25 protein-coding genes and 1 pseudogene are annotated in these 26,239 nt (G+C 38.8%); 20 read left to right on the forward strand and 6 right to left on the reverse strand.

Annotation, left to right across the window (positions count from 1 at the left end; translation table 11 throughout):
- The first annotated feature begins 361 nt into the window (after positions 1–361).
- The 3 genes from FBQ94_RS13350 to FBQ94_RS13360 all read left to right on the forward strand — a co-directional run bounded on the left by FBQ94_RS13350 (position 362) and on the right by FBQ94_RS13360 (position 2,142).
- Positions 362–1,243 carry a 3'-5' exonuclease gene (locus FBQ94_RS13350; protein ID WP_007220285.1) on the forward strand — a complete coding sequence of 294 codons (882 nt, stop codon included), beginning with the start codon at positions 362–364 and terminating at the stop codon, positions 1,241–1,243.
- Positions 1,244–1,372: 129 nt separating this feature from the next.
- The gene (locus tag FBQ94_RS13355; RefSeq protein ID WP_007220284.1) at positions 1,373–1,846 is read left to right on the forward strand and encodes a DEAD/DEAH box helicase family protein; all 474 of its coding nucleotides are present in this window, start codon (positions 1,373–1,375) and stop codon (positions 1,844–1,846) included.
- 113 nt (positions 1,847–1,959) lie between these two features.
- Positions 1,960–2,142, forward strand: a complete 183-nt coding sequence (locus FBQ94_RS13360) for a hypothetical protein (protein WP_007220283.1) — start codon at positions 1,960–1,962, stop codon at positions 2,140–2,142.
- 350 nt (positions 2,143–2,492) lie between these two features.
- Here FBQ94_RS13360 and FBQ94_RS13365 read toward each other — a convergent pair whose 3' ends face one another.
- Both FBQ94_RS13365 and FBQ94_RS17630 read right to left on the reverse strand, forming a co-directional pair.
- Complete coding sequence (locus FBQ94_RS13365) at positions 2,493–2,798, reverse strand: transposase (RefSeq protein ID WP_007220282.1); 306 nt, start codon at positions 2,796–2,798, stop codon at positions 2,493–2,495.
- On the reverse strand, positions 2,776–3,345 hold the full coding sequence (locus tag FBQ94_RS17630) for a transposase (protein WP_007220281.1): 570 nt from the start codon (positions 3,343–3,345) through the stop codon (positions 2,776–2,778). Before FBQ94_RS17630 ends, FBQ94_RS13365 begins: the two co-directional genes overlap by 23 nt.
- Positions 3,346–3,695: 350 nt before the next feature.
- Between FBQ94_RS17630 and FBQ94_RS13380 the strand changes: the two genes are divergently transcribed.
- The 13 genes from FBQ94_RS13380 (at position 3,696) to FBQ94_RS13440 (ending at position 20,806) form a co-directional block, all read left to right on the forward strand.
- The gene (locus tag FBQ94_RS13380; RefSeq protein WP_285442186.1) at positions 3,696–3,845 is read left to right on the forward strand and encodes a hypothetical protein; all 150 of its coding nucleotides are present in this window, start codon (positions 3,696–3,698) and stop codon (positions 3,843–3,845) included.
- Between the two features lie 438 nt (positions 3,846–4,283).
- Entirely contained in the window at positions 4,284–4,781 is a 498-nt protein-coding gene (gene brxF / locus FBQ94_RS13385) for a BREX-3 system P-loop-containing protein BrxF (protein ID WP_040543174.1), read from the forward strand.
- A gap of 13 nt (positions 4,782–4,794) precedes the next feature.
- The gene (locus FBQ94_RS13390) at positions 4,795–8,529 is read left to right on the forward strand and encodes a DUF6079 family protein (protein ID WP_007220279.1); all 3,735 of its coding nucleotides are present in this window, start codon (positions 4,795–4,797) and stop codon (positions 8,527–8,529) included.
- Between the two features lie 35 nt (positions 8,530–8,564).
- Positions 8,565–8,768, forward strand: coding sequence for a hypothetical protein (locus FBQ94_RS13395; RefSeq protein WP_007220278.1), 204 nt, complete (start codon positions 8,565–8,567; stop codon positions 8,766–8,768).
- A 198-nt stretch (positions 8,769–8,966) separates the two neighbouring features.
- On the forward strand, positions 8,967–9,158 hold the full coding sequence (locus tag FBQ94_RS13400; RefSeq protein WP_007220277.1) for a hypothetical protein: 192 nt from the start codon (positions 8,967–8,969) through the stop codon (positions 9,156–9,158).
- Positions 9,155–9,541 carry a type II toxin-antitoxin system VapC family toxin gene (locus tag FBQ94_RS13405; RefSeq protein ID WP_007220276.1) on the forward strand — a complete coding sequence of 129 codons (387 nt, stop codon included), beginning with the start codon at positions 9,155–9,157 and terminating at the stop codon, positions 9,539–9,541. The genes FBQ94_RS13400 and FBQ94_RS13405 overlap by 4 nt, the downstream gene beginning before the upstream one ends.
- A gap of 67 nt (positions 9,542–9,608) precedes the next feature.
- Complete coding sequence (locus FBQ94_RS13410; RefSeq protein ID WP_007220275.1) at positions 9,609–12,395, forward strand: DNA methyltransferase; 2,787 nt, start codon at positions 9,609–9,611, stop codon at positions 12,393–12,395.
- Positions 12,395–13,114 (forward strand): hypothetical protein, encoded by a 720-nt coding sequence (locus FBQ94_RS13415; protein WP_007220274.1) that lies wholly within the window; start codon positions 12,395–12,397, stop codon positions 13,112–13,114. Before FBQ94_RS13410 ends, FBQ94_RS13415 begins: the two co-directional genes overlap by 1 nt.
- Positions 13,083–13,844: a serine/threonine protein kinase gene (locus FBQ94_RS13420; protein ID WP_285442187.1), complete on the forward strand. Its 762-nt coding sequence runs from the start codon at positions 13,083–13,085 to the stop codon at positions 13,842–13,844. Before FBQ94_RS13415 ends, FBQ94_RS13420 begins: the two co-directional genes overlap by 32 nt.
- A 127-nt stretch (positions 13,845–13,971) precedes the next feature.
- Complete coding sequence (locus FBQ94_RS13425) at positions 13,972–15,165, forward strand: hypothetical protein (RefSeq protein ID WP_007220272.1); 1,194 nt, start codon at positions 13,972–13,974, stop codon at positions 15,163–15,165.
- 13 nt (positions 15,166–15,178) lie between these two features.
- Positions 15,179–17,971, forward strand: a complete 2,793-nt coding sequence (locus tag FBQ94_RS13430; RefSeq protein ID WP_007220271.1) for a DEAD/DEAH box helicase — start codon at positions 15,179–15,181, stop codon at positions 17,969–17,971.
- Positions 17,964–20,045, forward strand: a complete 2,082-nt coding sequence (gene pglZ, locus FBQ94_RS13435; RefSeq protein WP_007220270.1) for a BREX-3 system phosphatase PglZ — start codon at positions 17,964–17,966, stop codon at positions 20,043–20,045. The genes FBQ94_RS13430 and pglZ overlap by 8 nt, the downstream gene beginning before the upstream one ends.
- Positions 20,046–20,050: 5 nt before the next feature.
- Positions 20,051–20,806 (forward strand): hypothetical protein, encoded by a 756-nt coding sequence (locus tag FBQ94_RS13440; protein ID WP_007220269.1) that lies wholly within the window; start codon positions 20,051–20,053, stop codon positions 20,804–20,806.
- 22 nt (positions 20,807–20,828) lie between these two features.
- On the opposite strand, the gene FBQ94_RS13445 is transcribed toward FBQ94_RS13440, so the two are convergent.
- From FBQ94_RS13445 to FBQ94_RS13455, 3 genes are all read right to left on the reverse strand, one after another.
- A complete protein-coding gene (locus tag FBQ94_RS13445) occupies positions 20,829–21,704 on the reverse strand; it encodes an ImmA/IrrE family metallo-endopeptidase (RefSeq protein ID WP_007220268.1) in 876 nt (291 codons plus the stop codon).
- Entirely contained in the window at positions 21,691–22,062 is a 372-nt protein-coding gene (locus FBQ94_RS13450) for a hypothetical protein (protein WP_007220267.1), read from the reverse strand. Before FBQ94_RS13450 ends, FBQ94_RS13445 begins: the two co-directional genes overlap by 14 nt.
- Positions 22,063–22,236: 174 nt before the next feature.
- Positions 22,237–22,896 carry an RNA polymerase sigma factor gene (locus FBQ94_RS13455; protein ID WP_007220266.1) on the reverse strand — a complete coding sequence of 220 codons (660 nt, stop codon included), beginning with the start codon at positions 22,894–22,896 and terminating at the stop codon, positions 22,237–22,239.
- A 209-nt stretch (positions 22,897–23,105) separates the two neighbouring features.
- Here FBQ94_RS13455 and FBQ94_RS13460 point away from each other — a divergent pair, with 209 nt between their 5' ends.
- From FBQ94_RS13460 to FBQ94_RS17635, 4 genes are read left to right on the forward strand one after another with little or no spacing between them, the layout of a single operon-like run.
- Positions 23,106–23,429 carry a multiubiquitin domain-containing protein gene (locus FBQ94_RS13460; RefSeq protein WP_007220265.1) on the forward strand — a complete coding sequence of 108 codons (324 nt, stop codon included), beginning with the start codon at positions 23,106–23,108 and terminating at the stop codon, positions 23,427–23,429.
- Entirely contained in the window at positions 23,413–23,811 is a 399-nt protein-coding gene (locus FBQ94_RS13465; protein WP_007220264.1) for an E2/UBC family protein, read from the forward strand. Before FBQ94_RS13460 ends, FBQ94_RS13465 begins: the two co-directional genes overlap by 17 nt.
- Before the next feature lie 2 nt (positions 23,812–23,813).
- Positions 23,814–25,196, forward strand: a complete 1,383-nt coding sequence (locus tag FBQ94_RS13470) for a HesA/MoeB/ThiF family protein (RefSeq protein WP_007220263.1) — start codon at positions 23,814–23,816, stop codon at positions 25,194–25,196.
- Positions 25,197–25,209: 13 nt separating this feature from the next.
- Entirely contained in the window at positions 25,210–25,560 is a 351-nt protein-coding gene (locus FBQ94_RS17635; RefSeq protein ID WP_040543171.1) for a ubiquitination-like system serine protease family protein, read from the forward strand.
- Between the two features lie 406 nt (positions 25,561–25,966).
- Here FBQ94_RS17635 and FBQ94_RS13475 read toward each other — a convergent pair.
- A pseudogene (locus FBQ94_RS13475) lies at positions 25,967–26,239 on the reverse strand (hypothetical protein); the annotation flags it as partial.

A 26,239-nucleotide genomic window follows, 5' to 3' on the forward strand; every position in this document is an offset into this window, starting at 1 on the left:
TAATAATGAATAAGACTATATAATAACGAATTCGGAATAAAAGTGTCAAGCGTTTTATTAGCCTCCCGAAGGGGAGTAAGTCCCGAACATTATTTTCAAAATAATTCCTATTTTGTTACCAGTGCGAGGTATATAATGATAGCTAAAGTGAAAGAGAATGGAATTATCTTTGGTCTGTGATTTTATATACCTTCATGGTAATATTACCTAATGTAATGTTTAGGAAATGCAAACAAATTACGGAGTGGCAAGGCGCGCTTTACCACTTCTGTTATAAAAATAGCCGAAGGCCTTATTTGATGTTTAGCAGGGGCAGGTTTCAAACCTGCCCCTGCTGATTTATTGACAAGATTAAATACTTATGAATCTTAACATAGCCATATTATCGCTCCTGGGAAGAGATACGCTGAAGCGTATTATCCTCGATTTTAAACTGAAAAATATTGACCTCCGTAGCAAGAAGAAGATGTGTGAGGCTATACATAGTTTTGGTATACCACCAAAAACGTTCCTTCGATACGTAAGCGAGTTGGAAGCTAAAGCAATGTGTGGATACTATGGTATAGCAGATAAAGGAAACTATACGGATATCATTGAGTTATTATTACGGGAAGAGACTCAGAATATTAACCGTATTCTTCCAGATAATGTATTTCCAAAGAGAACCATTTCATCACAGCAAAATTCATATCCGGGTCTGCAGAGCTCAGTGCCGCCGGTACTATTTAAGAATGTAGAAAACCTGGGTCAGTATGGTTGTTTTGTTGCGATTGATTTTGAGACCGCAGACTATGGGCGTGACAGTGCCTGTTCTATTGCACTCGTTAAAGTTCTTGGCGATCAAATTATTGACCGGGCGCAATTCCTCATCCGTCCGCCGCGGCGTACGTTTGAATTTACCTATCTTCATGGCATATCATGGAAACACGTTGCTAATGAACCGAAGTTCCACGAACTGTGGCCGCAGATACATAAAAAGTTTGAAGGCGCTGAGTTTATAGCAGCGCATAATGCAAGTTTTGATCAGTCTGTTCTGATGGCATGCTGTCAGAATGCTGATGTATCACCACCAACACTTCCCTTTCAATGTACGGTACGGCTTGCCCGTAAGACATGGAAACTTCGTCGGGCGAATCTGCCCACCGTATGTACATTCCTTGGAATCCCCTTGAAGCACCACGATGCCGCATCCGATGCAGAAGCCTGTGCAAAGATTGTTATTGCAGCACGACAGAATGGATAGTTTTAAGTGTCTTTCAAAATGAGAAATTTCTGTTGACGCAAATACACGATATGCTATTATGGCCTCGCAAGTCACCGCAAAATAAGTATTTCTTCCCATATCGATTAAATAATTAAGAAATTATTTATCATGGAAGAATTCTATGCCCACTCCGCTAATTCACAGGATCAAAGGCACAAGCTTGGTAACCATATAAAAGGTACGGTTGAAAAGGCGGCTAATATGGCTGCAGAATTTGGCTGTGCCAAATGGGGTTATTTGGCTGGGCTTTGGCATGATCTTAGTAAACATTTTCCACCAGAATTTCTTAGCCCTATTTTAGCAGTGTTGCATGCGTTGCAGAAGTATTACCGAGTAACATTGGTCTTGAGTACTGCCACACAACCTGCCTTGGAACCTCACGAGTTATTTGATTTTAATTTTTCAGGTATTCCTGAAATTGTGGAGATTATGAAAGACCCATCATTCCTTCATACTTTATTTAAACATGTTGATGTTCAAATTCCTGGAAATTTACAAATATCTATGAGTTGGGAAGACCTTGTGTCTGACCTGAAGCGTTACCCTTCTGTCTATTTCTCTAAGCGAGGGTACGCAGCATGAAGGATATTATTGAAGATATCGCAAATCTCATTCTCAAGGAGCAAAGCCTTGCAGGCTAGCTTGGTCTGTTCCCGAACTATCAGGAGTTATTGGAGTGCCTGCATCGTGGGCTAATGGAAGATGTTACCATTGAGGGAAAGCTCGTTGTCTACCGTAAAGGGAAGGAAGATATAGATTCAGGACTGTGGTTTCCCGAACCGGATAAGAATGTAGTTAATTGCTGTCCGGGGTGTGGTAGGGGTGTAGCGCTGGAATTATTAAGAACAAAATCTGAGTCTCTTGCAAGGAGGATATAAAAAGTGCTAGGTAGAGAATCGGTAAGGTATTTTTCAAAAAGCCGGAGACCAAAAATCAGAGTGAGAAGAGATACAACGGCAAAGAAATAAACAAAAGGAGCTAGAAAAGGGAAAATATACCGTAAAACAGGGGTTTCCGGAGAGGGTATTTTCGTGAGAGTGGGAAATTTTAAGGGCTTTATAAAGAGATATGAAATTCATGTCCGGAAAGTATCCTTGAAGTGGTCAAAAATAACGGTAAGGTTGTGAGCTACAAAGGCAACAACCACATGGGTAAAGATGGCGGTAAGATTGAAATTCAGAAATGAAGCAACCTGACGAACCCGTCTAAGTTTTGTGTGGGTAAATTTTCATAATTCTGGTAAAAATGCAGTTAATATTTTCGGTTTTAAATAGTCTCGATCTTTAATACCATAAGCCCGTCGTTGAATGACACGGACTTTGTTATTTATACCTTCGACTAATCCAAGAGAGATTTTATTGTCAGGATTACAATAGCTAACAATATTGTCCCAGTGCCGTTCAATCATTTTTACAAATTGGTGAAATGGTTTAAGCCTTGACCATCGAAGCTGGGATTTCCAGTTGGTAAAGAATCGTTCGGTGTTGATAGCACTTTTGTAATCCCAGAGATTACCGAATAATTCTTTCAACATGAGGAATATACTTCAGAGTTGACTTCCGAAAGGGCTTCCACATGTCCATGACGACTACGGAAATGTTTTTCTTCTGACTATCAGAAAGCATAGTATAAAACAAGTCCAGGTCTTCTTCTCTACGGCCTTCTCCGCCTACCCATATGGGACGTCCTTTGTCTAAATCACTAACGCAGATCATATACGTGTGTCCCTTACGAATAGAAATTTCATCTATTCCTACGGCTCTGAGCCTGGTAATTTTACCCAAACGACCAACAAGCTCGTGCATATAGTTTATTTCTATTTGCCTGACTTGATACCAGCTAAGCCGTTCCAGTTCAACCACTCGCTTGATCGTGAGTTCTCGACAGAGTCTACCAATATATCGTTCGTATCGCTTGGTATAACGAATATTCGAGGCAAGCCATGATAATGTCTCTACTTTCACGGCGTTACACTTTTTGCAAAATACACGGCGGTATTCAAATTCAACGGAGATTCTGAATGAACCACTGGAAAGATCTCTTGCCCGTTTGGTTTCGCTATCGTAAAAGGTCTTTGACATCGTATGACATACAGAGCAAACCGTTTTTTTTGACGGCGTTCGAGTTTTATTATTCTTGCATAGGGATCACCATAAACGCCGGTTAATTTACTTCGCGCTCGAAATCCATGATGGGAATATAATTCTGATAAGGTTTTACAGGTTTTCATGAACACCCCTTTCTGTTGTCAGAATAGTATACCTACTCGTGACAACTTTTTGGAGTCCTGTTTTTCCCGAAAACCCTTATTTCTTATGGTGTTGAGAAAGAACTATTATGGAAATTTACCCACATAAAACTTAGAAGACCCGAAAAATATTTAAACAATACTTCAGATAAAGCCCCTATACGCATGTGGAAAGTAGAAAGTTTGGTTACGGCCTCAATACAATTGCTCAAATGGGCCGACGGTGAAGATGATCTGAAGTTAATAGAGAGAGCAATAAAAATACAGGATCGTTTATTAGTATTGGGATGGCCCGGGATTAAAGAGGCATTAAGCAAGGCAGAAAGGGAATAAATATGAAAAATCCTGACTAAAAACACATAAAAACAACTATGGTAGTAATATAGTAGTAAATGAAAACCTGTATTATACTTATCCTCAATTGACTCGTTGATGTCTTGAGGGGGATCAACATAACCTTTGATTTTTACATCTCTTGATCTTGGAATATTAATAGAATTATGTAGGGCAATATAAGAATGTGTTCACATCCCCATGGTAACGACTCTCATAAAAAATAACAGTATACAAGTACGTTTCCAAAACATTTCCATGATTCCTTGCATGAAAAGGTTGCACAGAAAATAACCTGGATTCTCTACTTAAAATATTGCTTATGTTTTCCCTTAGTGTTAAAATGCTTCAAAAATCCATTCAATTCGTTGTTTATATTTGATAAAATCGGGAAAGATCAAAATCCTTTTCAAATAAAAATTCACTACATCCCATAATATGCCGGAACCTTTGTCAGAACAAATCATAAAAGGGATAGAGCAGGTAACCGGGCTTTATTACAGGCTGATTTTGGTAGTAGCTCCGTCAGGTAAGGGTAAAACATTAGCCTTACAAGAGGTCCGCAAACGATTAGCATTGCCTTTACTGAATGTTAATATTGAGCTTTCCCGATGCCTGCTGGACCTTACCGAAAAGCAGCGGGCAATTCATGCATCAACAATCTTAAGAGATATTATTGAAAAACATAACGAAAGAGTTATATTGCTGGACAATACAGAACTCCTCTTTGACGTATCACTCAAACTGGATCCACTTCGGCTTCTTCAGGGGATTTCTCGTAATAAAACTATTGCTGCCTCCTGGAATGGTAAAATTGAGAATGGTTATCTGATATATGCAGAACCAAATCACCCGGAGTACAGACGTTATCCCGTAAAAGACTTTCTTGTAGTAAGTCCGGAAGAAGACTACTTACCTATTTCAAATAAGATATGAGGGAAAGAGAGGTATGAAATATTCTGAACTGATACATTTCGAGCCTATTGAGACGACCATCCAGCTTCGTGACACAGATAAACTCGAAGAAGCAAAAAAGCTCATTTCTACCTTTGTTATTTCTCATGAAATGGCTGAAAAGCTTGAAAGTATTGTTTTTCCCCAGCTTCAGTTTGAACAGCCATTGGACAACAAGGGCATTCTCGTGGTTGGGAATTATGGTACAGGAAAATCACATTTAATGTCGGTTGTTTCTGCAATTGCTGAACATGCCCATCTCGTCTCTTTTCTTAAAAATCCACAAGTAAGTAATGCAGCTTCTATAATCGCCGGTAAATTTAAAGTGTTACGTGCAGAGCTTGGTTCTACGACCATGGATTTTCGGGAAATTATATGCTCACAGCTAGAAGAGAGCCTCTCGGCATGGAAAATTGATTATAAATTCCCGCCACGGGATAAAATATCGAATCATAAAGACGCATTCGAAGAGATGATGTCCACTTTTCATCAGAAGTATCCAGACCATGGTCTTCTTATGGTGGTTGATGAATTTCTTGACTATCTGCGTTCCCGCCGTGATCACGATCTTATCCTTGACCTGAACTTTTTACGGGAGATTGGGGAGGTCTGTAAGCATTTAAAATTCCGTTTTATTGCTGGTGTGCAGGAGTCGATATTTGACAATCCGCGTTTTTCCTTTGTAGCCGAAGTCATCAAACGGGTCAAGGACCGCTTTGAACAAATCCTTATTGCCCGTCATGATGTTAAATATGTAGTCTCAGAACGGTTACTCCAGAAGACGGCAGATCAGCATGCAAAGATACGTGAATACCTTATCCCTTATGCAAAATTTTATACCAACATGAACGAACGTATGGATGAATTTGTCCGTTTATTTCCCATTCACCCTGATTACATTGATATTTTTGAACGGATAAAGGCCGTGGAAAAACGTGAGATTCTGAAAACCTTTTCTTTGTTAATGAAGCAAATTCTTAATATGGATGTTCCTGAAGACAGGCTTGGCTTGATTTCTTATGATAGTTATTGGAATATGTTAAAGGAAAATGCATCCTTCCGTACAATACCTGAAGTACGTGAGGTACTGGAATGCAGCGCCAAACTGGAAAATTTGGTGAATACGGGCTATCCTCGTGGTAAAAATAAAGAATTTGCGCTGAGAATTATTCAAGGTCTTAGTGTTTACCGATTGGCAGTAGGTGATATTGAATCCCCCGTTGGTCTTAATGCAGAAGGATTAAGGGATGCCCTTGGTCTTTTTGACCCTATTGTAGTTGAATTAGGAGGTGATGCAGCAGATGATTTACGTGGTGAAGTAGAAACTGCATTAAGATTGATTAGTAAGACGGTCAACGGCCAATTCATCTCTGCGACCGAACGAGATGAGATGGGGCGCCCTGGTGGACAATTTTATCTGGATGTCAAAAAAACCGTTGACTACGATGCCCAGATTATACGGCGTGCAGAGAGTCTCGATTCACAAACGCTTGACCGCTATTATTACGAAGCCCTTAAAAGGGTAATGGAATGTACTGACTACACGTACGTTACTGGATACCGCATTTGGCAATACGAACTGGAATGGCGTGAACGCAAAGTGATGCGTACGGGTTATCTTTTCTTTGGGGCATCGAATGAGAGGTCTACTGCTGTACCACAACGTGACTTTTATCTTTACTTCCTCCAGCCTAACGATCCGCCACGATACAAAGACGAGAAGAAATCAGACGAGGTGTTCTTTAAACTCACTGGAATAGACGAGACCTTCCGTGAGAATCTCCGCAGTTATGCTGCAAGCCTCGACCTTTCTTCCATTTCTTCAGGACAATCCAAAACAATTTATGAATCAAAGGCCAAGGGCTTTCTTGACAACGTTGTGAAATGGCTTCAGGAACATATAACAACGGCCTTTGAAATAACCTATCAGGGGCGAACAAAACAACTCCTTGAGTGGGCAAAAGGTCTGCCCCCAAAGAAAGGCACGGATGGAGGTAATAATTTCAGGGATATTATTAATGCCGTTGCAGGGTTTTGTCTTGAAAAGCATTTTGCTGATCAGTCGCCCGAATATCCATTCTTTTCCATTTTAATTACTGGCAGCAACCGTGCTCAGGCTGCTACGGATGCATTGAAGTGGATTGCCGGTGGGGCAAAAACTAGGCAGGGTACTGCTGCGCTTGATGCATTAGGCCTTCTTGATGGCGAAAAGCTGGATCCTTATAAATCTAAATATGTGAATTTTATCCGGGAGGTTCTTGGTCAGAGGGGACAAGGACAGGTATTGAATAGAGGAGAGGTATTTAAAAAAGAACATGATGTTGAATACATGGTACCGGATAGATTCCGGCTCGAACCGGAGTGGGTTATTGTCCTCCTGGCTGCACTTGTTTATTCTGGCGATATTGTGCTTTCAATACCCGGCAAAAAGTATGATGCAAGTAATCTGAACCAACTTATTGCCACACCATTAGAAGACCTTGTCAATTTTAAGCATATTGAAAGGCCTAAGGAATGGAACATTCCGTCTCTCAAAGCACTCTTCGAACTCCTTGGACTTACCCCCGGTATGGCACAACTCATTACGCAGGGTAAGGAAGAACCCGTTCAGGAACTCCAGCGTGTTGTCTCAACAACCATCGAAAATCTTGTTATTGCTTTACAAAACCTTCACGGAGGCATGATCTTCTGGGGGAAACCCGTATTGACAGAATCGCAAAAAGAAGCATATACATCCCACCTGAATTCGATAAAGACATTCCTTGAGTCCATTCAGGCATATAATTCTCCGGGCAAAATGAAGAATTTTCGTTATGATGTAAACGAGATAAAAGCACAGCACGTGGGAATCCAAACACTCCTCGAATTAAAGAAATTACAGGATCTGGTGGCTGAATTTGGCCCAATGGCTTCATATCTGTCATCTGCCGAGACTGTTTTGCCTGACACACATCAAGTGGTAACAAGAATGAGGACATACCGTGAATCTGTTTTTTCACAAATAATAAATCAATTCAAACAAAATCCAATACAGGTAAGGCAACAAATCATGCAGGAATTTCTGGAACTCAAAAAGATTTACAAGAGAGATTATATCACACTTCATGCCAGGGCCCGGTTAGGCGCTCATGAAGATAAACGTAAAGCTGAATTATTGTGTAATAAAAAACTTGAAAATCTCCAGAATATTGCCACTATTAACCTGATGAACAGACAGCAACTCATAAACTTTCAAAACCGTCTTGCAGGATTAAAGACATGCATTACCCTTATAGAAAAGGAAATTGAGTTTACACCAACATGTCCACATTGCGAGTTTCGGCCTTCGACAGAACCTAATCCTCTTGACGTAAAGGCAATTCTGTCAAATATGGATAGGGAACTCGATAACATCGTTGATGAGTGGACACAAACCTTACTGGCAAATCTTGAAGATCCAACAATCCAGGAGAATTTGTCACTGATAAAATCAACGCAGCGAAAGCTGGTTGATAATTTTTTAAAAAACCGGCAGTTGCCTGACAAGATTACCCATGAGTTTATCGATACACTTAATGAAATCCTTTCCGGTCTTACAAGGATAGTGGTAAAAATGGAAGATTTACGGAATGTGCTTGTTTCAGGCGGTTCTCCGGTTACTATTGAAGAGATAGAAAGACGCTTTGAGGATTATATAGCCAGTTTAACTAAAGGCAATGAGGCTAATAAGGTAAGGATTGTTATAGAATAAGAAATAAAACAATATTTAGATAGGAAAGGAAAATAATGCGAAAGGAATATGATTTTTCAAAGGCAGAACAAGGCAAGTTTTACAGACCTATCGAGAAATTGGAAATACCTATATATTTAGACAAAAAAGTCAAAGAATTTTTTATGAAGAAGGCATTAGGCAAAAATGTTAAACTTGATAAAGTAATCAATAACATATTGCGTAAAGAGATGGAGATATTAAAGGAAATAGAGAAATAATATCCGATTTCGGGTTGGAAAACTATCAGTGGAGCTGGCTTCCAGCCAGCTCAATAATTGGGGGGCAAAATACTATGGCAATACTAACAATCGAGTACTCAGATAAGATTTAGTGTCGTTAAAAGTTTGGGAACAAGCAAGGCAATACTTAAACGTGATAGATTACCATACGAAAAGCATAACGAGGAGATTTATACAATGAAAAATGCATTACTTAAACTACAGATTGAAGGCATTGAACAGCAACTAAAGGTTTTAAAGGCCAAGATTATTTCAGGAAAAGAAAAAGGAAAGAGATTAGCAGATTTATACGGAATTTTTGAGCGCAAGATGGATTTGTCTTTAGAGGAGATTAAAGAAAATGAATACACCTTGAAGGAAAAATCATGACTTATATTGTGGATACCCATATCTTTATATGGTATTTAGACAAGAATAAACGACTTAAACCTCTATACCATCAAATACTCGTTGATAATGATAATGATTTTATTTTTTCTACGATTGTGCTTGCAGAAATCAAACATCTTATTCATCAAAAGCGAATAAAGGTAGATTTCGATAAGGTTGTTGATTATCTTAGTGAATCTGAAAATTGTGTTATTTATCCTGTGGATGAGTCTGTTATAAATGAAATGCCCGCAGGACTGAGCATTCATGATGCCCTGATTGTTGCAACCGGTCTCGTTTACAAAAATATCCTAAAAAAAGAGGTAAAAATACTTACAGAAGATGATCTGATTATTAAATCTCATATACTCCCTGTTGCTTAAGTTAGGTTGAAGGCAAGACGAGATAGGTACTCATTTGTGGAACTAAAAATAAAAGAGGGATAGCTTTATGGAAAAGCTACTTATTGACGATAAAACCACCAAACAAACAGGCCCGGTAGAATGCCTTGGCCTAACCTTCCCAAACGATGAGGAACGGAGAAAGTATTTTACGGAAAAACTTCGTGAGCATTTGCAAAACCCCGAGTTCAGAAAAATCGAAGGTTTCCCCATAGGCACTGATGAAGATATCCTAAAGCTCTCTGATCCACCATATTATACTGCCTGCCCAAATCCTTTCATAAATGACTTTATCAGGCATTACGGCAAGCCTTACAACCCTAAAACTGATAATTATCGCCGGGAACCGTTTGCCGCAGACGTTAGCGAAGGAAAGAATGATCCTATTTACAACGCCCACTCTTACCATACAAAAGTGCCACACAAAGCCATTATGCGGTATATCCTGCATTATACAGAGCCAGGTGATATTGTTTTTGATGGTTTTTGTGGTACGGGGATGACAGGGGTTGCAGCACAACTATGCGGGGATAAGAGGGTCGTTGAATCTTTAGGATATAAAGTGTTGGATGATGGTACTATCCTTGATGAAGAAGGCAAACCACTCTCTAAACTTGGCTCAAGACGTGCAGTGCTGAATGACCTTTCACCAGCCGCCACATTTATTGCTTACAATTATAATACACCTGTTGATGCTCAGGAGTTTGAGCGGGAGGCAAAGCAGGTTTTAAAAAAAATGGAACAAGATTGTGGGTGGATGTACGAAACCATGCATACAGATGGTAAAACCAAAGGCAAAATCAATTATGTTGTTTGGAGTGAGCTGCTTCGATGCCATCAATGTAACGAAGAAAATACTTATTGGGAATTAGCTGTAGATCCTGTAACAAGATATAAGAAAAATATTACCGAAAACATATTGTGCAAGCGATGTGGTTCGTTAGATTCCTATACAAAGTGGGAGAGAGTTTTTGAAACATATATGGATATTCTACTTGGCCATTCTTTGAAGCGAAGTAAACTTGTGCCTGTATTAATAAATTATTCGTTTGGCGGTAAAAAACTTGAGAAAATACCAGATGCTTTCGATTTTCTTCTTTTGGAGAAGATTAATCAATTTCCAATGCCACCTAATATGCCAATTTTACCCCTTCCCGAAGGACAAAATACCAAGCAACCACTGGTTTCAAGTGGCGTTTCACATGTCCATCATTTTTACATTCAACGTTCTTTGTTTGCTTATTCACTTGCGGAAAGATGCATTGCAGAAGGTCATGTATCTTTACAAAACACTCTCAAATATTGGCTTCAGTCTGTAGGGGTAGGATTTACAAAGCTTAACCGATATCTGGCAGCTTCATTTTCACAAGTAAATAGATATCTTAAGGGAACACTTTATATTGCACCTTTTATTGCTGAGGTAAGTCCAGTTTACTCATTGACTGGAAAAATAAAAAGGTTAAAAAATGTTTTCTTTTTACCTTCAGTCAAACCTAGCTTTATTATAGAGACTAAATCCTCCACGGGTAACGGCGTTCATGAATCCTCTATTGATTATATTTTTACTGATCCACCTTTCGGTGGGAATTTAATGTACTCTGAACTTAACTTTATTTGGGAAGCTTGGCTCAAAGTATTTACAAATAACAAACATGAGGCAATTGAGAGCAAACTACAAAAGAAGAGGTTACAAGAATATCAAGAATTAATGACTCGATGCTTTAATGAATATTATCGTATCTTGAAGGCGGGTAGATGGATGACAGTTGAATTTCACAATAAGAAAAATAGTGTATGGAATGCTATTCAAGAGGCGTTACAACAGGCTGGTTTTGTAGTAGCTGATGTCCGAACGCTTGACAAGAAACAGATGACGATGAAGCAGATGACTACAGCTTCTGCTGTAAAGCAGGATCTTATTATTTCAGCTTACAAACCGAATGGAGGTCTTGAAGAACGATTTAAATTAAAGGCTGGTACCGAGGATGGCGTCTGGGATTTTGTAAGGACGCATCTCAGGCAACTTCCTATCTTTGTCAAACCAAAGGATGGAATGGCAGAAATAATAGCCGAACGCCTAAACTACCTGCTCTTTGATCGCATGGTTGCCTTCCATGTCCAGCGAGGGATTATCGTACCTATCTCTGCTGCGGAGTTTTACGCTGGGCTAGAACAGCGATTCCCATCCCGTGATGATATGTACTTCCTGTCTGAACAGATATCGGAGTATGATAAAAAGCGTATGACCGTAAAAGAAATGCTCCAGCTTCAGTTATTCGTTACTGATGAGGCCTCTGCTATCCAATGGCTCAAGCAACTACTCACTAAAAAACCACAGACCTTCCAGGAGATTCATCCACAATTCCTTAAAGAAATTGGTGGCTGGCAGAAATATGAAAAACCGTTAGAACTTATGGAATTGCTGGAACAGAATTTTATCTGCTATGATGGCAAGGGTGACGTACCGAGCCAGATACACAGCTATTTATCCACAAATTATAAGGAGTTGCGGAATCTTCCCAAGGATGGTCCATCATTGCGTGATAAGGCAAATGATCGATGGTATGTCCCCGATCCAAACAAGGCACAAGACCTCGAAAAACTACGCGAAAAAGCCTTGTTGAAAGAATTTGAGGAATATAAAACCTTTACAGGCCGAAAGTTTAAAAGTTTTCGTCTTGAAGCCGTTAGGGCAGGATTTAAAAGGGCATGGCAAGAGCGCGATTATCAAACCATCATTTCTGTATCAAAAAAAATCCCGGAAAATGTACTTCAGGAAGACCAGAAATTGCTCATGTGGTATGACCAGGCGGTAACAAGGATGGGAGTAGATTGATGAAAGACTTTATTGAATTTAATACAAGCAATTTAGAGATAGGCTTACTTGCAAGAAATTCAAGAAAAGGGCCTGAACAAACATTAGTCAGAAACTTTGTAGATCATATAACGAATTCTTTTAAAAACAAAAGTACTAAGTTGGCGGTTTTTTATGAGCCTCAACTAGATACAGGTTTTCCTGATATTGTTTTCGTTGAATATCTACCTCGCATATTTGAAAAATGGAATGACGTCAGATCTTCAATTTTACCTATTGATATAAAGGTACTAAACTACTTACATCTTGTTAATGGATCAGATTCATCTTCAATGGAAAACAAACTGGGAATAGACAGTGATAATTTACTAAAATCTCTGGAGAGATTGTTAGATAGTAAGTTGATACATAGAAAATCGAAACAGTGGAAACCATTTAGCCTTAGAAATAATTTTGCTATTAAAGAAATAGTTGCAATTGAAGCTAAGATTAGTAATCTGAAATCCGCATTCGAACAAGCTCAAATAAATAAGTGGTATGCATCAGAATCGTATATACTGTTGCCAACCGTTATGCCTAATAAAGACACTATAAACACGTCACAAAAACTAGGGGTTGGGATATATACAAGCAATTTAAATGGTATAAGCAAAGTGAGCCATTCTATGCGGGGAATGCTTCCATCCTGTTATGCTTCATGGCTTTTCAATGAGTGGACAGGCCGTTATTTACATTTATAAACTCTTTAATCGATTAACCATGAAATTACCGGATTTGGATAATGTCAAAGAAAAGTTTCCTGATTTGAGAGATATAGAAATTATTACGCAAGGTGGTCAAAAGGTTGTTTATAAAGGAATACACAAAAAATGTGGAGTTGTTGCATTAAAAATCATACTCGATCCGTCTGCGGATGAAAGAACGAAAAGGGAAATAGAAGCATTAACCAAGTATAACTTCCCCAATGTTCCAAAGTTGTACGAATGGGGACCTTTTCTATGGGAAGATATGCAAACTACTTATCTTTTGGAACAATATATATCAGGCTCAACTCTCCGTAACTTCCTAAATGACCATAAAAAACTTTCGCTTGATACATGTCTTAAACTTCTAAAAAGTTTGTTGGAAACCTCTGTTGAATTAGAGAAGCAGCAAATTGTGCATAGGGATATAAAACCAGAAAATATCATTATGGGAAATGACGGCTCTTTTTGGCTTTTAGACTTTGGTATTGCGAGGCACTTATCAAGGATGTCTATTACCGCTACTAATGTTCATTTTGGCCCACATACTGCAGGTTATGCAGCGCCAGAACAATTTCGAAACATGAAAAAAGAAATAGATATAAGGGCAGACCTTTTTTCTATTGGGGTTTTGATATACGAGTCGCTTACTGGCAAACATCCCTTTGTTTTTGGCGCCCGAGATCATTTGATTTATCAATCCCTGGAGATTCTCAAAGGCAGTTAAGTGGTTTCATAAATATTCTCATGGATAAATATCCGTCAAGACGACCAAGAACTGCGAAGACGGCCTTGGATTGGTATACAGCACTTTTGCCTTCCATAAAAATAAAAGACTCACAGGAGAAAATTTAATGGAATTATATCTTCAATTTGGACATGGTATGATGGAGCATTGTAAAAAACTCATCCAAAGTTGGGAAGAGGGTACTGTTATATTAAGTCCTCGTGATCTAACTTCGGATCAAATTAAAATGTTTTCGGCTGATATAGTTAAATTGAATGGCCGGATGCTTCTTGATCCTCAACTTTACGACCCAAGAGCTAATCATCATCGCTTGGTTGATCATGAATATTGGCCAACTGATTTTAATACGGGGATGCTCCTTGGTGGTGTTGCACTTAATAATTTACTAGTTGAATTAAAGTTACTTAATGATTCAGCACAGACAGAAAAATATATTATACCGGGTATCTATTGTGAGCGAGTAGATGACGATTGGATTGCAATTCAGAATGCCATTGTCGCCGAAGCTGACTCAGTCTTTACAGATAAAGAAACATTAGCAACAATTTGTCTTTCCGGAGAAACGCTTAGGTTTGAAGAACAGATAGAAATTGTGCTAAATTGTTCTGAATCATGGGATGTAGATGGATATTATGTTGTACCTGAACATCCAAATGGACAATATCTTGTAGATGATCCAATGTGGTTGGCAAACCTTTTGATACTGTGTTCCGGGTTACGATTACAAGGTAAAAAAGTTGTTGTAGGGTATTGTAATCACCAAATGCTAAGTTTAGCTTCCGCTAATGTTAATGCGATTGCTTCTGGAACCTGGTTGAATGTAAGATCATTTCCACCAGAGAAATTTCAACTTACAGAAGAGGACAGTACCAGTAGAAGGGTAAAATGGTATTATTGCCCACAAACTTTATCAGAATACAAATTGCCGTTTTTAGATATGGGATTCCGCGCTGGAATACTAGACAAATTAAAGCCCGATGAATCTCTAAGTTCAACATATACAGATATCTTATTCTCCGGTGCGCAACCATCCTCCACTAATTATTCAGAACAACAATCTTTTAGACATTATCTTCAATGCCTGCATGAACAATGTACACAGGCTCATCGCACTACTTTTCGAGAAACTATTGCAGCTCATTTACTTCTTCTGGAAACGGCAGAACGATTGATAAAAACCTTCCACGGATATGGTGTTAGGGGACAGGATAGAGATTTCGCGAATATTGTAGATGTCAACAGATCTGCTATAGGGGCATTGGAAATGTCACGTGGGTTCGTATTAGAAAGGCAATGGTGAACAAATAATTCTTGTGGGAACCGGTGAATGGGTTTATAGCATTGAATATCGGCAAACATGTCAGATTATCGATGTTCAATCATTATGGGATGAGGTTATATATCGTGTTTGGCTTCCTATTCAGGATACCATAGTTCGCATTCCGGCAAGCAGACTAAAGCCTCTTGACGAAGCAGTATCAAATACTCCTGCGCACCTTACCTACACTGCAACTGCCGCACGCCTGGCTGACGCCCTAACGCATGATATATTACTTGCGCCCATTGAATCCAGGGTTATTCCCCTTCCTCACCAGATGAGGGCATTGTCACAAGCTATAAATAGTCATCGTGTACGGTATCTCCTTGCAGATGAGGTTGGACTGGGTAAGACTATTGAAGCTGGACTCATTATGCGTGAGCTTAAACTTCGGGGACGCGTAAAAAGAACCCTTGTAATAGCTCCAAAAGGGTTATTGACTCAGTGGGTCGCTGAGATGCAGGTACATTTCAATGAGGATTTTAAACTTCTGATACCCGGCGATTTTTCTGCTTACAGGAAGATCATGGCTGAGAGTAATATCTGGCAGTCTTACGATCAGGTTGTCTGCCCTATGGATTCAATAAAGCCGCTGGAAGGGAGGCGTGGATGGTCAAAAGAGCAAGTGGCGGCATATAATCAGGAACGATTTGAGGATATCATAGCTGCTGGATGGGATTTGGTTATTGTGGATGAGGCACACCGTCTGAGTGGAAGTTCAGAGGAAGTTGCCCGTTACAAACTTGGACAGGGACTGGCAGATGCGTCTCCTTATCTCCTTCTTCTGTCGGCAACGCCACATCAAGGCAAGACCGATGCATTTTATCGATTGATATCATTGCTCGATACATTGAACTTTCCGGGTATCGAAAGTATTACAAAAGAACGGGTGAAGCCTTACGTTATCAGGACAGAGAAACGTAGTGCAATAGATGCAAATGGAAAACCATTATTTAAACCAAGGCAAACAAGACTGATCCCAATATCATGGGAACAACGGCATAAAGAACAACAACTCCTCTACGAGGCTGTGACAGAGTACGCTCGTAAGGGTTACAATCAGGCTATAATTGAGAAAAAGAATTACATAGGGTTTTTGATGATCCTTATGCAGCGTCTGATTACATCATCAACCAGGGCGATCCGCACTACGTTGGAAAGACGGTTGGAAATACTTCAAGGATCTGATGAACAGCTTACATTACCCCTAACACTTTCCGAGGATGAATGGTTAGAACTTGATGGTCAGGAGCAAATAAATGCATTCTTAGCTACGCGTCTCGTGGCCCTGAAGAACGAAAGAGAAGAGGTAAGATTACTTCTTAATGCAGCAAAAAGAACAGAATCGTCCGGGCCAGATCCAAAGGCTGAGGCACTCCTTGATTGGATATATAAAATCCAGCAGGAGGAAGGAAACCCTGAATTAAAATTCCTGGTCTTTACAGAATTCGTTCCTACTCAGGAAATGTTAAGAGAGTTTTTTAAAGAACGAGGATTTTCTGTTGTCTGTTTGAATGGTTCCATGGGTATGGATGAAAGAAAAGTAGCACAGGATAACTTTTCCCAAAAAGCCCGTATCCTTATCTCAACGGATGCCGGTGGCGAAGGGCTCAACCTTCAGTTCTGTCATGTAGTTATTAATTACGATATCCCGTGGAATCCCATGCGGCTTGAACAGCGAATAGGACGTGTTGACCGCATAGGTCAGACACATCCTGTTAAAGCCATAAACTTTGTTTTAAAAGGAACAGTTGAACACAGGGTGCAGGAGGTATTGGAGGAAAAACTTGCTATCATACTTAAGGAATTTGGAGTTGATAAGGCCGGGGATGTATTGGACTCATTACAGGCTGAACAAATATTTGATGATTTGTATATTAATGCCATCATACACCCTGAAACTTTCGATGATAAGATTGAATTAGTGGTAACCAACGTAAAGGAGCAGGTAAAGTCAGTTCGTGAAAGCACGTCTATTTTGGGCTCTCAAGAAGAACTTAATCCTTTAGAGGCCAGGAGGTTGTCAGAACATCCTCTTCCTCATTGGATAGAAACTATGACAATTAACTATCTGAAATCTCACGGAGGTGTGGCAGAAAGAAAAGGGAAGACATGGAATCTGACATGGCCATCAGGTGAAAAAATGAATAATATCGTATTTACCTTAGATAATGCAGAAGGATTTCCATCAGCACGACAGTTAACGTTGGAAGACAGCTGTATCAGAGGTGTTTCTATGAATATTCCACCTTTTGTTTCTCCTCAACCAATTCCCTGTCTTATTTTTTCGGATATTTCAACAGAAATTCAAGGTTTCTGGTCGCTATGGAAGGTTGCAATTCAGACTTCAAACTGGAATAGGCAACGGATAATGCCGTTGTTTCTGCATGATGATGGGAGGATTCTTTATCCTACGGCAAGATACATTTGGGATAAAATGATTTCTAACGTTTACAACGTACGGCATTATTTAGATGGTCAGGAATCACAGGATATTTTTAATAAATTATGGAAGACTGCTGAAAAACAGGGCAGGTCTCAGTATGAGCAGCTTGTTCAGGAACATAAAGAATTTCTTACCCAGGAGATTAATAAATGGGAGTATGCACTTACTGTACGCAGGAAAACTATCGAACGGTTGGGATTACCACAGGTCAGGGCTTATCGTCTTTTACATTTGGAACAAGAAGATCGGGAACGACGTGAGGAGATTAATCAGAAATCAAAGATTAGTCCTGAATTAGTACCGCTACTGCTGATTCGTGTAGGGGAAAAAATAGATGGATAGCTGGCGTGATTATGTTTTAAAAGAATTTACTCCTCAGGTTGTACGGTTGACACTGGTTGCAGATCCTGATGGATTATTGACGGAGGAAGGTATTGTCATGGCTTTACGAGAACGGGGATTTGAGATTTTAGAATTCGATGATTCTATTGCATTCCGCTTTTCGTACGAATCAAAGTACCGTTCGCTTTGGGACAAGGGAGAATTGACAGACCTTGTGGTTATTCTAAGATCACCTACAGATGATTTAAGTTTTCTTCCCTACGATCTTTTACGTGTAGGGCGAAAACTTTCCTTTAATTTGGGTGACCTGTTTCCCAATTTAAGTTATCCTGTAATCGAAGGTCTCGACCGCAGTAATCTTGATACCTTATACCAGGCACAAATACGGTATAAACCTGAAAAGCTTGGAGATAATACGACAAAAGACTTCGTCCTCAGGCATGTATTTGAAATTGTCCCGGAACTGATTAAGCAACCACATGATTTACTTCGTGTCCTCCTTCGACTCCATTATAAAGAGCTGCATATCCCTCCAATTCTTAATGAGCGGTTTATTTATATCTTACGTCAAAACAAATGTTTTGATGCCTGGCCTCTTGAGAAGATTGTATCGGATAGAGAGGCTTTTTTTGAATTTTTGCAAGAGCGCTGGCCAATATTTCTTGAAGGCATGACATCTGGTAAAGCGGAAATAGTCAGTGAAAAGGGGTTAACCGATGATTTGAAATATTCAGGACCACCTAACATTCCTTTTGATCACCACGATATCCGTATTTACATAGATAATCTCTTTTTGGAAGGTATGCTACACCCTGTTCAACACCCAAAATCTGATATACTTTCCAAAACATGGGTTGTTTCAGGGATTAAGGTAGACCCGGAACTCGATACATTACGCCGGTTACAAAAGTTGATGAAGAGTATTGAAGGCTCAATTCCTGATGCAGAAGGCAGGCATCAGGATTGGTTGATCTTTGCGCATCGGTGGGCAGAGGTTATCGTTCTTTTCCATCAAACGGGAAAACACGTGGAGCTTGCTTCCAGCCAGCTTGACTTCAATAAAAACTGGCAAGATGCCGGCTCTACCGATCATCTCAAAAGTGCTTCAATATCTGAACTACACGCTAATCAATTTCAAATGCTTCAGGAAAGGATCGACAAAGCATTTCTACTCTGGATACAGAAACGATATGGAGGTTTATACAATCAACCTCCTGTACCTCCTGTTATGGTACACCATATTCCGAGGGCAATGGAGCGTTACATGAGGTCTATGGGTAAAGAAAAGGTCGCATTAATTCTGATAGATGGTATGGCTTTTGATTCCTGGTTGGTGGTCAAGGAAGAATTTATGAAACAACGACCACATTTATCTATCCGGGAAAGGGCAATTTTTGGTTGGATACCAACCATCACTCCGGTATCCCGACAGGCAGCATTCGCAGGAAAACCACCAATGTGCTTTCCCAACAGTATCAATACTCTCGAAAGAGAACCTGTATTATGGTCACAGTTCTGGATAGACCACGGTTTTACACAGTCAGAAATAAGCTACGTAAAAGGTGTGAATGAAACAAAAACACATGTGATCGATGAAATAACCTTAGATCAGAGAATTCGTATATTGGGTTTAGTAGTGGATACAGTAGACAAAATAATGCACGGTATGGAACTTGGCTTGGCAGGGATGCATAATCAAGTACGCCAATGGGCAAAAGAGGGTTTTCTGGGAAAGCTCATTGACCTTTTACTTGAAAGGAATTATAAGATCTTCTTAACATCTGACCATGGTAGTATTGAGGCCAAAGGATGTGGCCGTCCTGCGGAGGGTTCTATAGCCGATGTACGAGGAGAAAGGGTAAGGATATATCCCAACCAAGTCTTACGAAAAACGATAAAGACAAGATTTCCTGAAGCAATGGAATGGCCACAAATTGGCCTTCCACAGGATTATTTACCACTATTGGCCCCTGGCAGGTCTGCATTTATTCATACAGATGAACAAATTATTGCACATGGTGGGATATCGTTAGAGGAATCTGTAGTTCCATTTGTTCAGATTGAAAGAAGTTAAGTTATATGAAAAGAGAAGTTGGATTTAGTCAACGTATCAGGCTTGAGTGGCTTGAGAAGACAGCGGAACTCCTTGCAGAAGGCAAATCGAAAAAAGAGATAGAATCAGTGTTATACAACATCCTGAGTGACCAGCTTCATTCTGATGGTAACACAAAGCGGGGAAGCAGGGAAAAGGCACTAACTATTCTGCTCAAGATTTGGGTTTCATCACCTGAAAGTGTGCAACCACTTAAAGAAGATGCTATAACCTATTTTAGAAAATTACCTTTTAGCGATCACATCATCCTTCATTGGGGATTGTCAATAGCTATTTATCCTTTTTTTGGAATAATGGCAGATACGGTTGGTCGTCTTTTGAAATTACAAGGGTCATTTACACCTGTGCAGGTCTTAAGACGTATTAAGGAACAATTTGGCGAGCGTGAAACCGTAACAAGGGCAGCAAGACGCGTTTTACGCTGTTTCGTTGATTGGGGTGTGTTAAAAGATGCTACGAAAAAAGGTATTTATCTACCAGTTACTTCTCACTTAATTACTGATAAAAAGCTTATAGCATGGCTTGTTGAAGCAATTTTAATTTCCAGAAATTCCCATTCTGGATTGATCTCTGTTATCACACAAAGCCCAATACTCTTCCCTTTTACTTTAGATCAATTCTCACAACAAGACCTTACAAATAATAAACGGCTGGAGATTTTTCATCAGGGAGCCAATGAAGTGGTTGTTGTAATAAAAACTATGGAAGTTAAAGTAAATTGATATAGTTACTGTTTGAAATGTATTACAAAATATTACCTTCAAAATCATAATTTCCTGATTCAGGATAAAGGAATGTTAACACACCGAAGCGTCCTAATGAAATAGCCTGTTCAATAAAAATAATGTCCTTGTGAGAGCCTTGTTTTATATATGGGAACCAACTTGATGCCGTAGTTCCTGCTTCAAAAAAGCCTTTTTCTGAAGAATTTTCCCCTCTTAATGCTCTGGCAGTCGGGGAGTCTATTGGTAAATTGTTTTGAAACTCTATAGTTTTTCTATATTGTGCTTTATATGTTTTTGCTGAAAGCCATTTCCATGCATATCCGTCAACATTCCATTTAATAATTGCACATGATGCAATATTGGAACTGCAATATCTGATTGATGCACTTATTATAGACACACCAAAGTTATTTGCTATTTTATGAATACCCTCAAATCCTATTTTTACTTTTTTCGCAAATTGGAGGAAACGTTTTGTCGGCATTAATAAATTAGAAGCAAAATAGTCGGCTTCCCGTTCTACAATGTTTCCTGATTCATATTCACACCGTGAAGGGTGCGCTGGAACCTTTCCAGATTCTAAAGATTGCCGGTGTTCATCAATATAATAATGTCCAAGTTCATGACAAAAAGTAAATCGCGCCCTTGGAGAATCGATACGGTTAATGCGATTAAGATTGCAATAAATATGAAATTTTGAAAATCTGTGTTCAAGCATTCCATCAAAAGCATCACCATAGTCTCCATAGCTAAATGTTATTTGATTAGCCTCTGCAATTTTTTCTGGAGAAATATAATCAACTGTGCTGTATTCTTCTGCAATAAATTCAGCCAGTTCACTTATTTCTTGTTCTCTTTCCCTGGATAATGCTTTTATATGCTTATTCTCTTGCATTCTTAGCTTTTTTCTCGGCGGCTTCCCTATCTTTTCTCATTCGCTCCTCAATTTCTGGTGAAATATTCCCATCTTCACGTGCAGCACGTGCCAAGTTCTCTTCTACCTCTTTATTTGAGGAAAATAACGGAGAGGATTTTATGCTCAATTTTTGTTTTGCTCGATTTAATATCATTTCAGGATCACGTAATTCTTTGGGGAGCTCAACCATATTGCCTTTCATTAAGGTCTCGGCATCCAACACTTCTTGTGCTGTAATAGGTATGATCAGGCCCTTTGCCCTCAGTGTAGCATATATTTTTCGTTCAAGATCTTTTGTATTCTCACAATTATCTTTAGAATTATTTTTAATCTTCATAAATTAATCTCCTCGATTTATCTCGAAGGATATAGTAAAAAGCAATATTCTAATTCTGAAAAATTAAAGAAATTGCTTTTGAAAAGATAGAAAACCTTTACAAATCTATTGAATCATAAGATGTGAAAGTATCAATATAACAAGCTCAAAATTATCAAGCAGCAACGCTATCAGTTAAGGATGTGCATTTTCGTATTCTTTGATCTTTTGAATCGTCCTTTTCCGAATTTGCCGGATATTATCCCGTGTTGTTTGAAATCTGTCGCATAGAGCGTTTAGTTCTTCTCTGGGTATTTTAAAATCCCCCTCTTCGAAATCATAGTATTGGTAAGAAGCAAGGATAATAGCTTTATCTCTTTCTGAGAGTGTACCAAGTACTTTTTCTATAATTTGTATTTGTTCAGTTTTAATGTTAATTGATTCTGGCCGTTTTGGAATATTTTCCCATTCAATATCATCTAAATATTCTTCGTTGTTATTTTCATTTTTACGATAATTATCATGATGAATATTTATTGCAATTCTCCCTATCCATGCCCGTACGTTTGCCTCTGATTCCTTAAAATTCTTAGTTCCGATATATTTATATGTACCTGCTTTTCCATAAACTCTCAAAAAGGTATCTTGAAGAAGATCATTAATCTCATCACTTCTCTCAAGATTAGGGTATTGTTTAACTAAAACGTTGTATAGGTATGATACATGTCTATGATAAAATTCTTCAAAGGCTATCGTTGCTGTATTTGGATCATCATCCTTCATTGATATATAAATTAGAAGGTTTTCATCTGTTTCTTGAGAAATCAAGATTTCTTCATCAATTTTGCTTTCCATTACAATCCTCAAAATGTGTTTTTTTTATAACCCTCTATAATATTAATACGGAAAAGCGTGACAAAATAAATTTAATTATTTAGTAAAATTATTGCCAAGTATAAAAATACCTGCATTTCTCATATTTGTGTCACGAATTAACGTATTTTATATTAGAGAGTATTGATAAGGCAATATATTACACAATTTTTATGTGAAGGAGGTTTATTGTGAAGACTGATATGTTTGATGAAATTATTGATCTTGAAGAGTTTGCAATTGAGGGTAAAAAACCACCAAAAGGTTGCCGATACAGAATTAAGATTGACAAAAATAAATATGTCGTCGATGTTCCTTTAATGAGTGGGCGTGAGATATTAAATCTTGCCGAAAAAACTCCACCTGAACAATATATGCTCTTTCAAAAGTTTCGTGGTGGTGAAAACAAAAGGATTGAACTTGATGAAAAGGTTGACTTTACAACTCCAGGAGTAGAGAAATTTAGAACGCTTCCAATGGATCAAACGGAAGGGAAAAATGCGCAGACAATTTAATTTGCCAGAAGGAGATGAGGCGTACCTTGCATCTCTTAATCTTCCTTGTGAAACCATCATAGAGAATAATCAACGCTGGGTAGTTATTCACGATTTCCCGTTACCAAAGGGATACGACCAAATAAAAGCGTCTATGGCAGTAAAAATTGAAAGTTGTTATCCAGATGTACAATTGGATATGGTTTACTTTTTTCCTCATCTTTCACGATCTGATCAAAAATCAATTGGAGCGCTTTCTTCTTTTAATCTCGATGGCAAAAACTGGCAGCGTTGGTCTAGGCACAGAACTTCAAAAAATCCATGGCGTCCTGGAATAGATGACCTTGCCTCACATATTTTACTTATTCAATACTGGTTAGAAAGGGAATTTCGAAAGGCATAGACATGAATATCAATTTAAGATTAACAGGTAAGCAACATAAGCAATTAAAATCTCACTTATTCCCTGGTGATAACAAGGAAGCAGTCGCCATAGCATTGTGCGGAAGATCTGATGGAAAAAGATTCCATTGCTTGTTGGTTCGGAAAATAATACTCGTTCCTTATCACCTCTGCCAAGTTCGGAAAACCGATCAAATAAAATGGTCAACACAGATTATTATTCCAGTAATTGAAGAAGCCGCAAAAAAGAAAATGGCTATTTTAAAAATACACAGTCATCCTGGCGGCTTTTCCGATTTTTCAATTGCTGACGATAAATCTGACAGAGACCTCTTTTCGTCAATCTATGGGTGGATGGACGATGAATTGCCCCATGCAAGTGTTATTATGTTAACGGATGGCTATATGTTTGGCCGTTGTGTTGATGCAAATGGCAATTTCATACCTTTGTCGGTAATAACTGTTGCAGGTGAAAATATCCATAGATGGTATAATAATCATGCGTCAAAAGAGCTTCCTGAATTTACCAGCCGACATAAACAAATCTTTGGCAAAGGTACAATCGAAATACTCCGTAATTTAACATTTGCAGTTGTTGGTTGTTCGGGAATAGGGAGTCCGGTAATCGAACAACTTGTACGATTAGGGGTCGGTAGATTAGTGATCATCGACCCTGATCATGTTGAAGAAAAAAATCTTAATAGAATACTTAATACAACGATGAAAGATGCCTTAAATAAAAGTCTCAAAACAGAAGTAACAGCAAGAGCAATACGTGAGATGGGACTAGGAACCGAGATTATTACCCTCCCAACAAGTCTTTTTAATCGTGAGGCAGTAAAAGCGGTTGCCGAATGTGATATTGTTTTTGGATGTATGGATAGTATCGATGGCCGTCATTTACTAAATCGCATCGCTACTTTCTATTCAATTCCCTATATTGACATTGGTGTCAAATTAGAAGCCGATGGTTCAGGTGGAATTGATCATATTTCTGGCGCTGTTCATTATCTTCAACCAGATGGATCAAGTTTATTGAGCCGGAAGGTTTATACTATGGAACAAGTAAGATCTGCTGGATTAAAGAGGATCGACCCTGATTCTTATCGAGACTTATTAGAATCGAAATATATTATTGGGGTAAATGAAGACCGGCCAGCCGTGATAAGTGTAAATATGTTTTTTGCAAGCAAAGCATTGATTGAACTTTTATCGAGACTACATCCCTATCGGGACGATAACAATGATAATTTTGCTGTATACAGATACAGCTTAACTGGTGAATATAGCCATGTAGAATCCGATGGTGAGGCATGTCCGGTTCTCTCCCGCCATGTAGGACGTGGGGATGTAACACCACTTCTTGAAATGCCGGAACTCAGCTAAGAAAAGAGCTCATATGGAATGGCTAAAGAAAATTAAATACTCGATTCGTGATTGGTTTTCTTTTCTGAAACCGCCTTTAGAATCTAGCTGGGTTGAAGAATTGCCCGAAAATCTTAATCCAAAAACTGTTTATATAGTGGGTGAAGATAATTATTATTGGTATGTTGCTATGAAATGTCCATGTAACTGCGGATCAATATTACATATGAACCTCGTCGAAACTACATCCCCAAAATGGAGAATTATCAAACATAAAGACGATACTATCTCTCTTTATCCTTCAATTTGGAGGCTTAAAGGTTGCAAAAGCCATTCTTTTCTTCGAAATGGCAAAATACATTGGGTAAACAAGTTACTTTCTTAAATTCCAATTAAACAAAAGGATAATTGTGATTTACAAATATCTTTCACTCAACCTAAAAGAGCTCCCACCAATTTTAGTATCATATATCCTTTTTGATTTAGTCTCATTTTATTTTTACCTGGACATACAATACCTCATACTAACTTCCTCTTGTATAAAATATCCGAACTACTGTTTAAATAATAAATTCTAATTTTTGCAATTTTAATTCATGAAATTATTTGGGGTCTTCTAAGTTTTGTGCGTTTGTCCCTGTTTCAGGCATTCAGTAGCATGAGGGCATGAGAAGCCGTCAAATCCATTGGGGCATTTGAACATAACTGCGTTTTGTTTTTTATCAGAGCCATTCGGTCTGAGAGGCATATCAACTACCACGAAATGATAGTTGTCTTTGCCATCGTACCCTTTATCGGCAGCATGCTTTTTGAAGCGGAATCGAACAAATCGTATCAATGACCTTTAAGAGGGGGATAAAAAGGGGATTATCGTTTATGCTTGAGGTAGACACAAAAAGTCCCATGACGAGATTTGATACTGAGTCAACCATGGTATGAACTTTATGTCCATAGAAGTAATTGCCGTGTTTTACGGTAAATGAGGCATTGACATCTGTGGAGACCCACTCGGCTGGGTGAGAGCATGTGTGAGCATAGGGACAGGTTTTACAACTTCCCGTAAG

Source organism: Candidatus Jettenia sp. AMX1, assembly GCF_030263775.1.
GTDB classification, from domain to species: Bacteria; Planctomycetota; Brocadiia; order Brocadiales; family Brocadiaceae; genus Jettenia; species Jettenia caeni.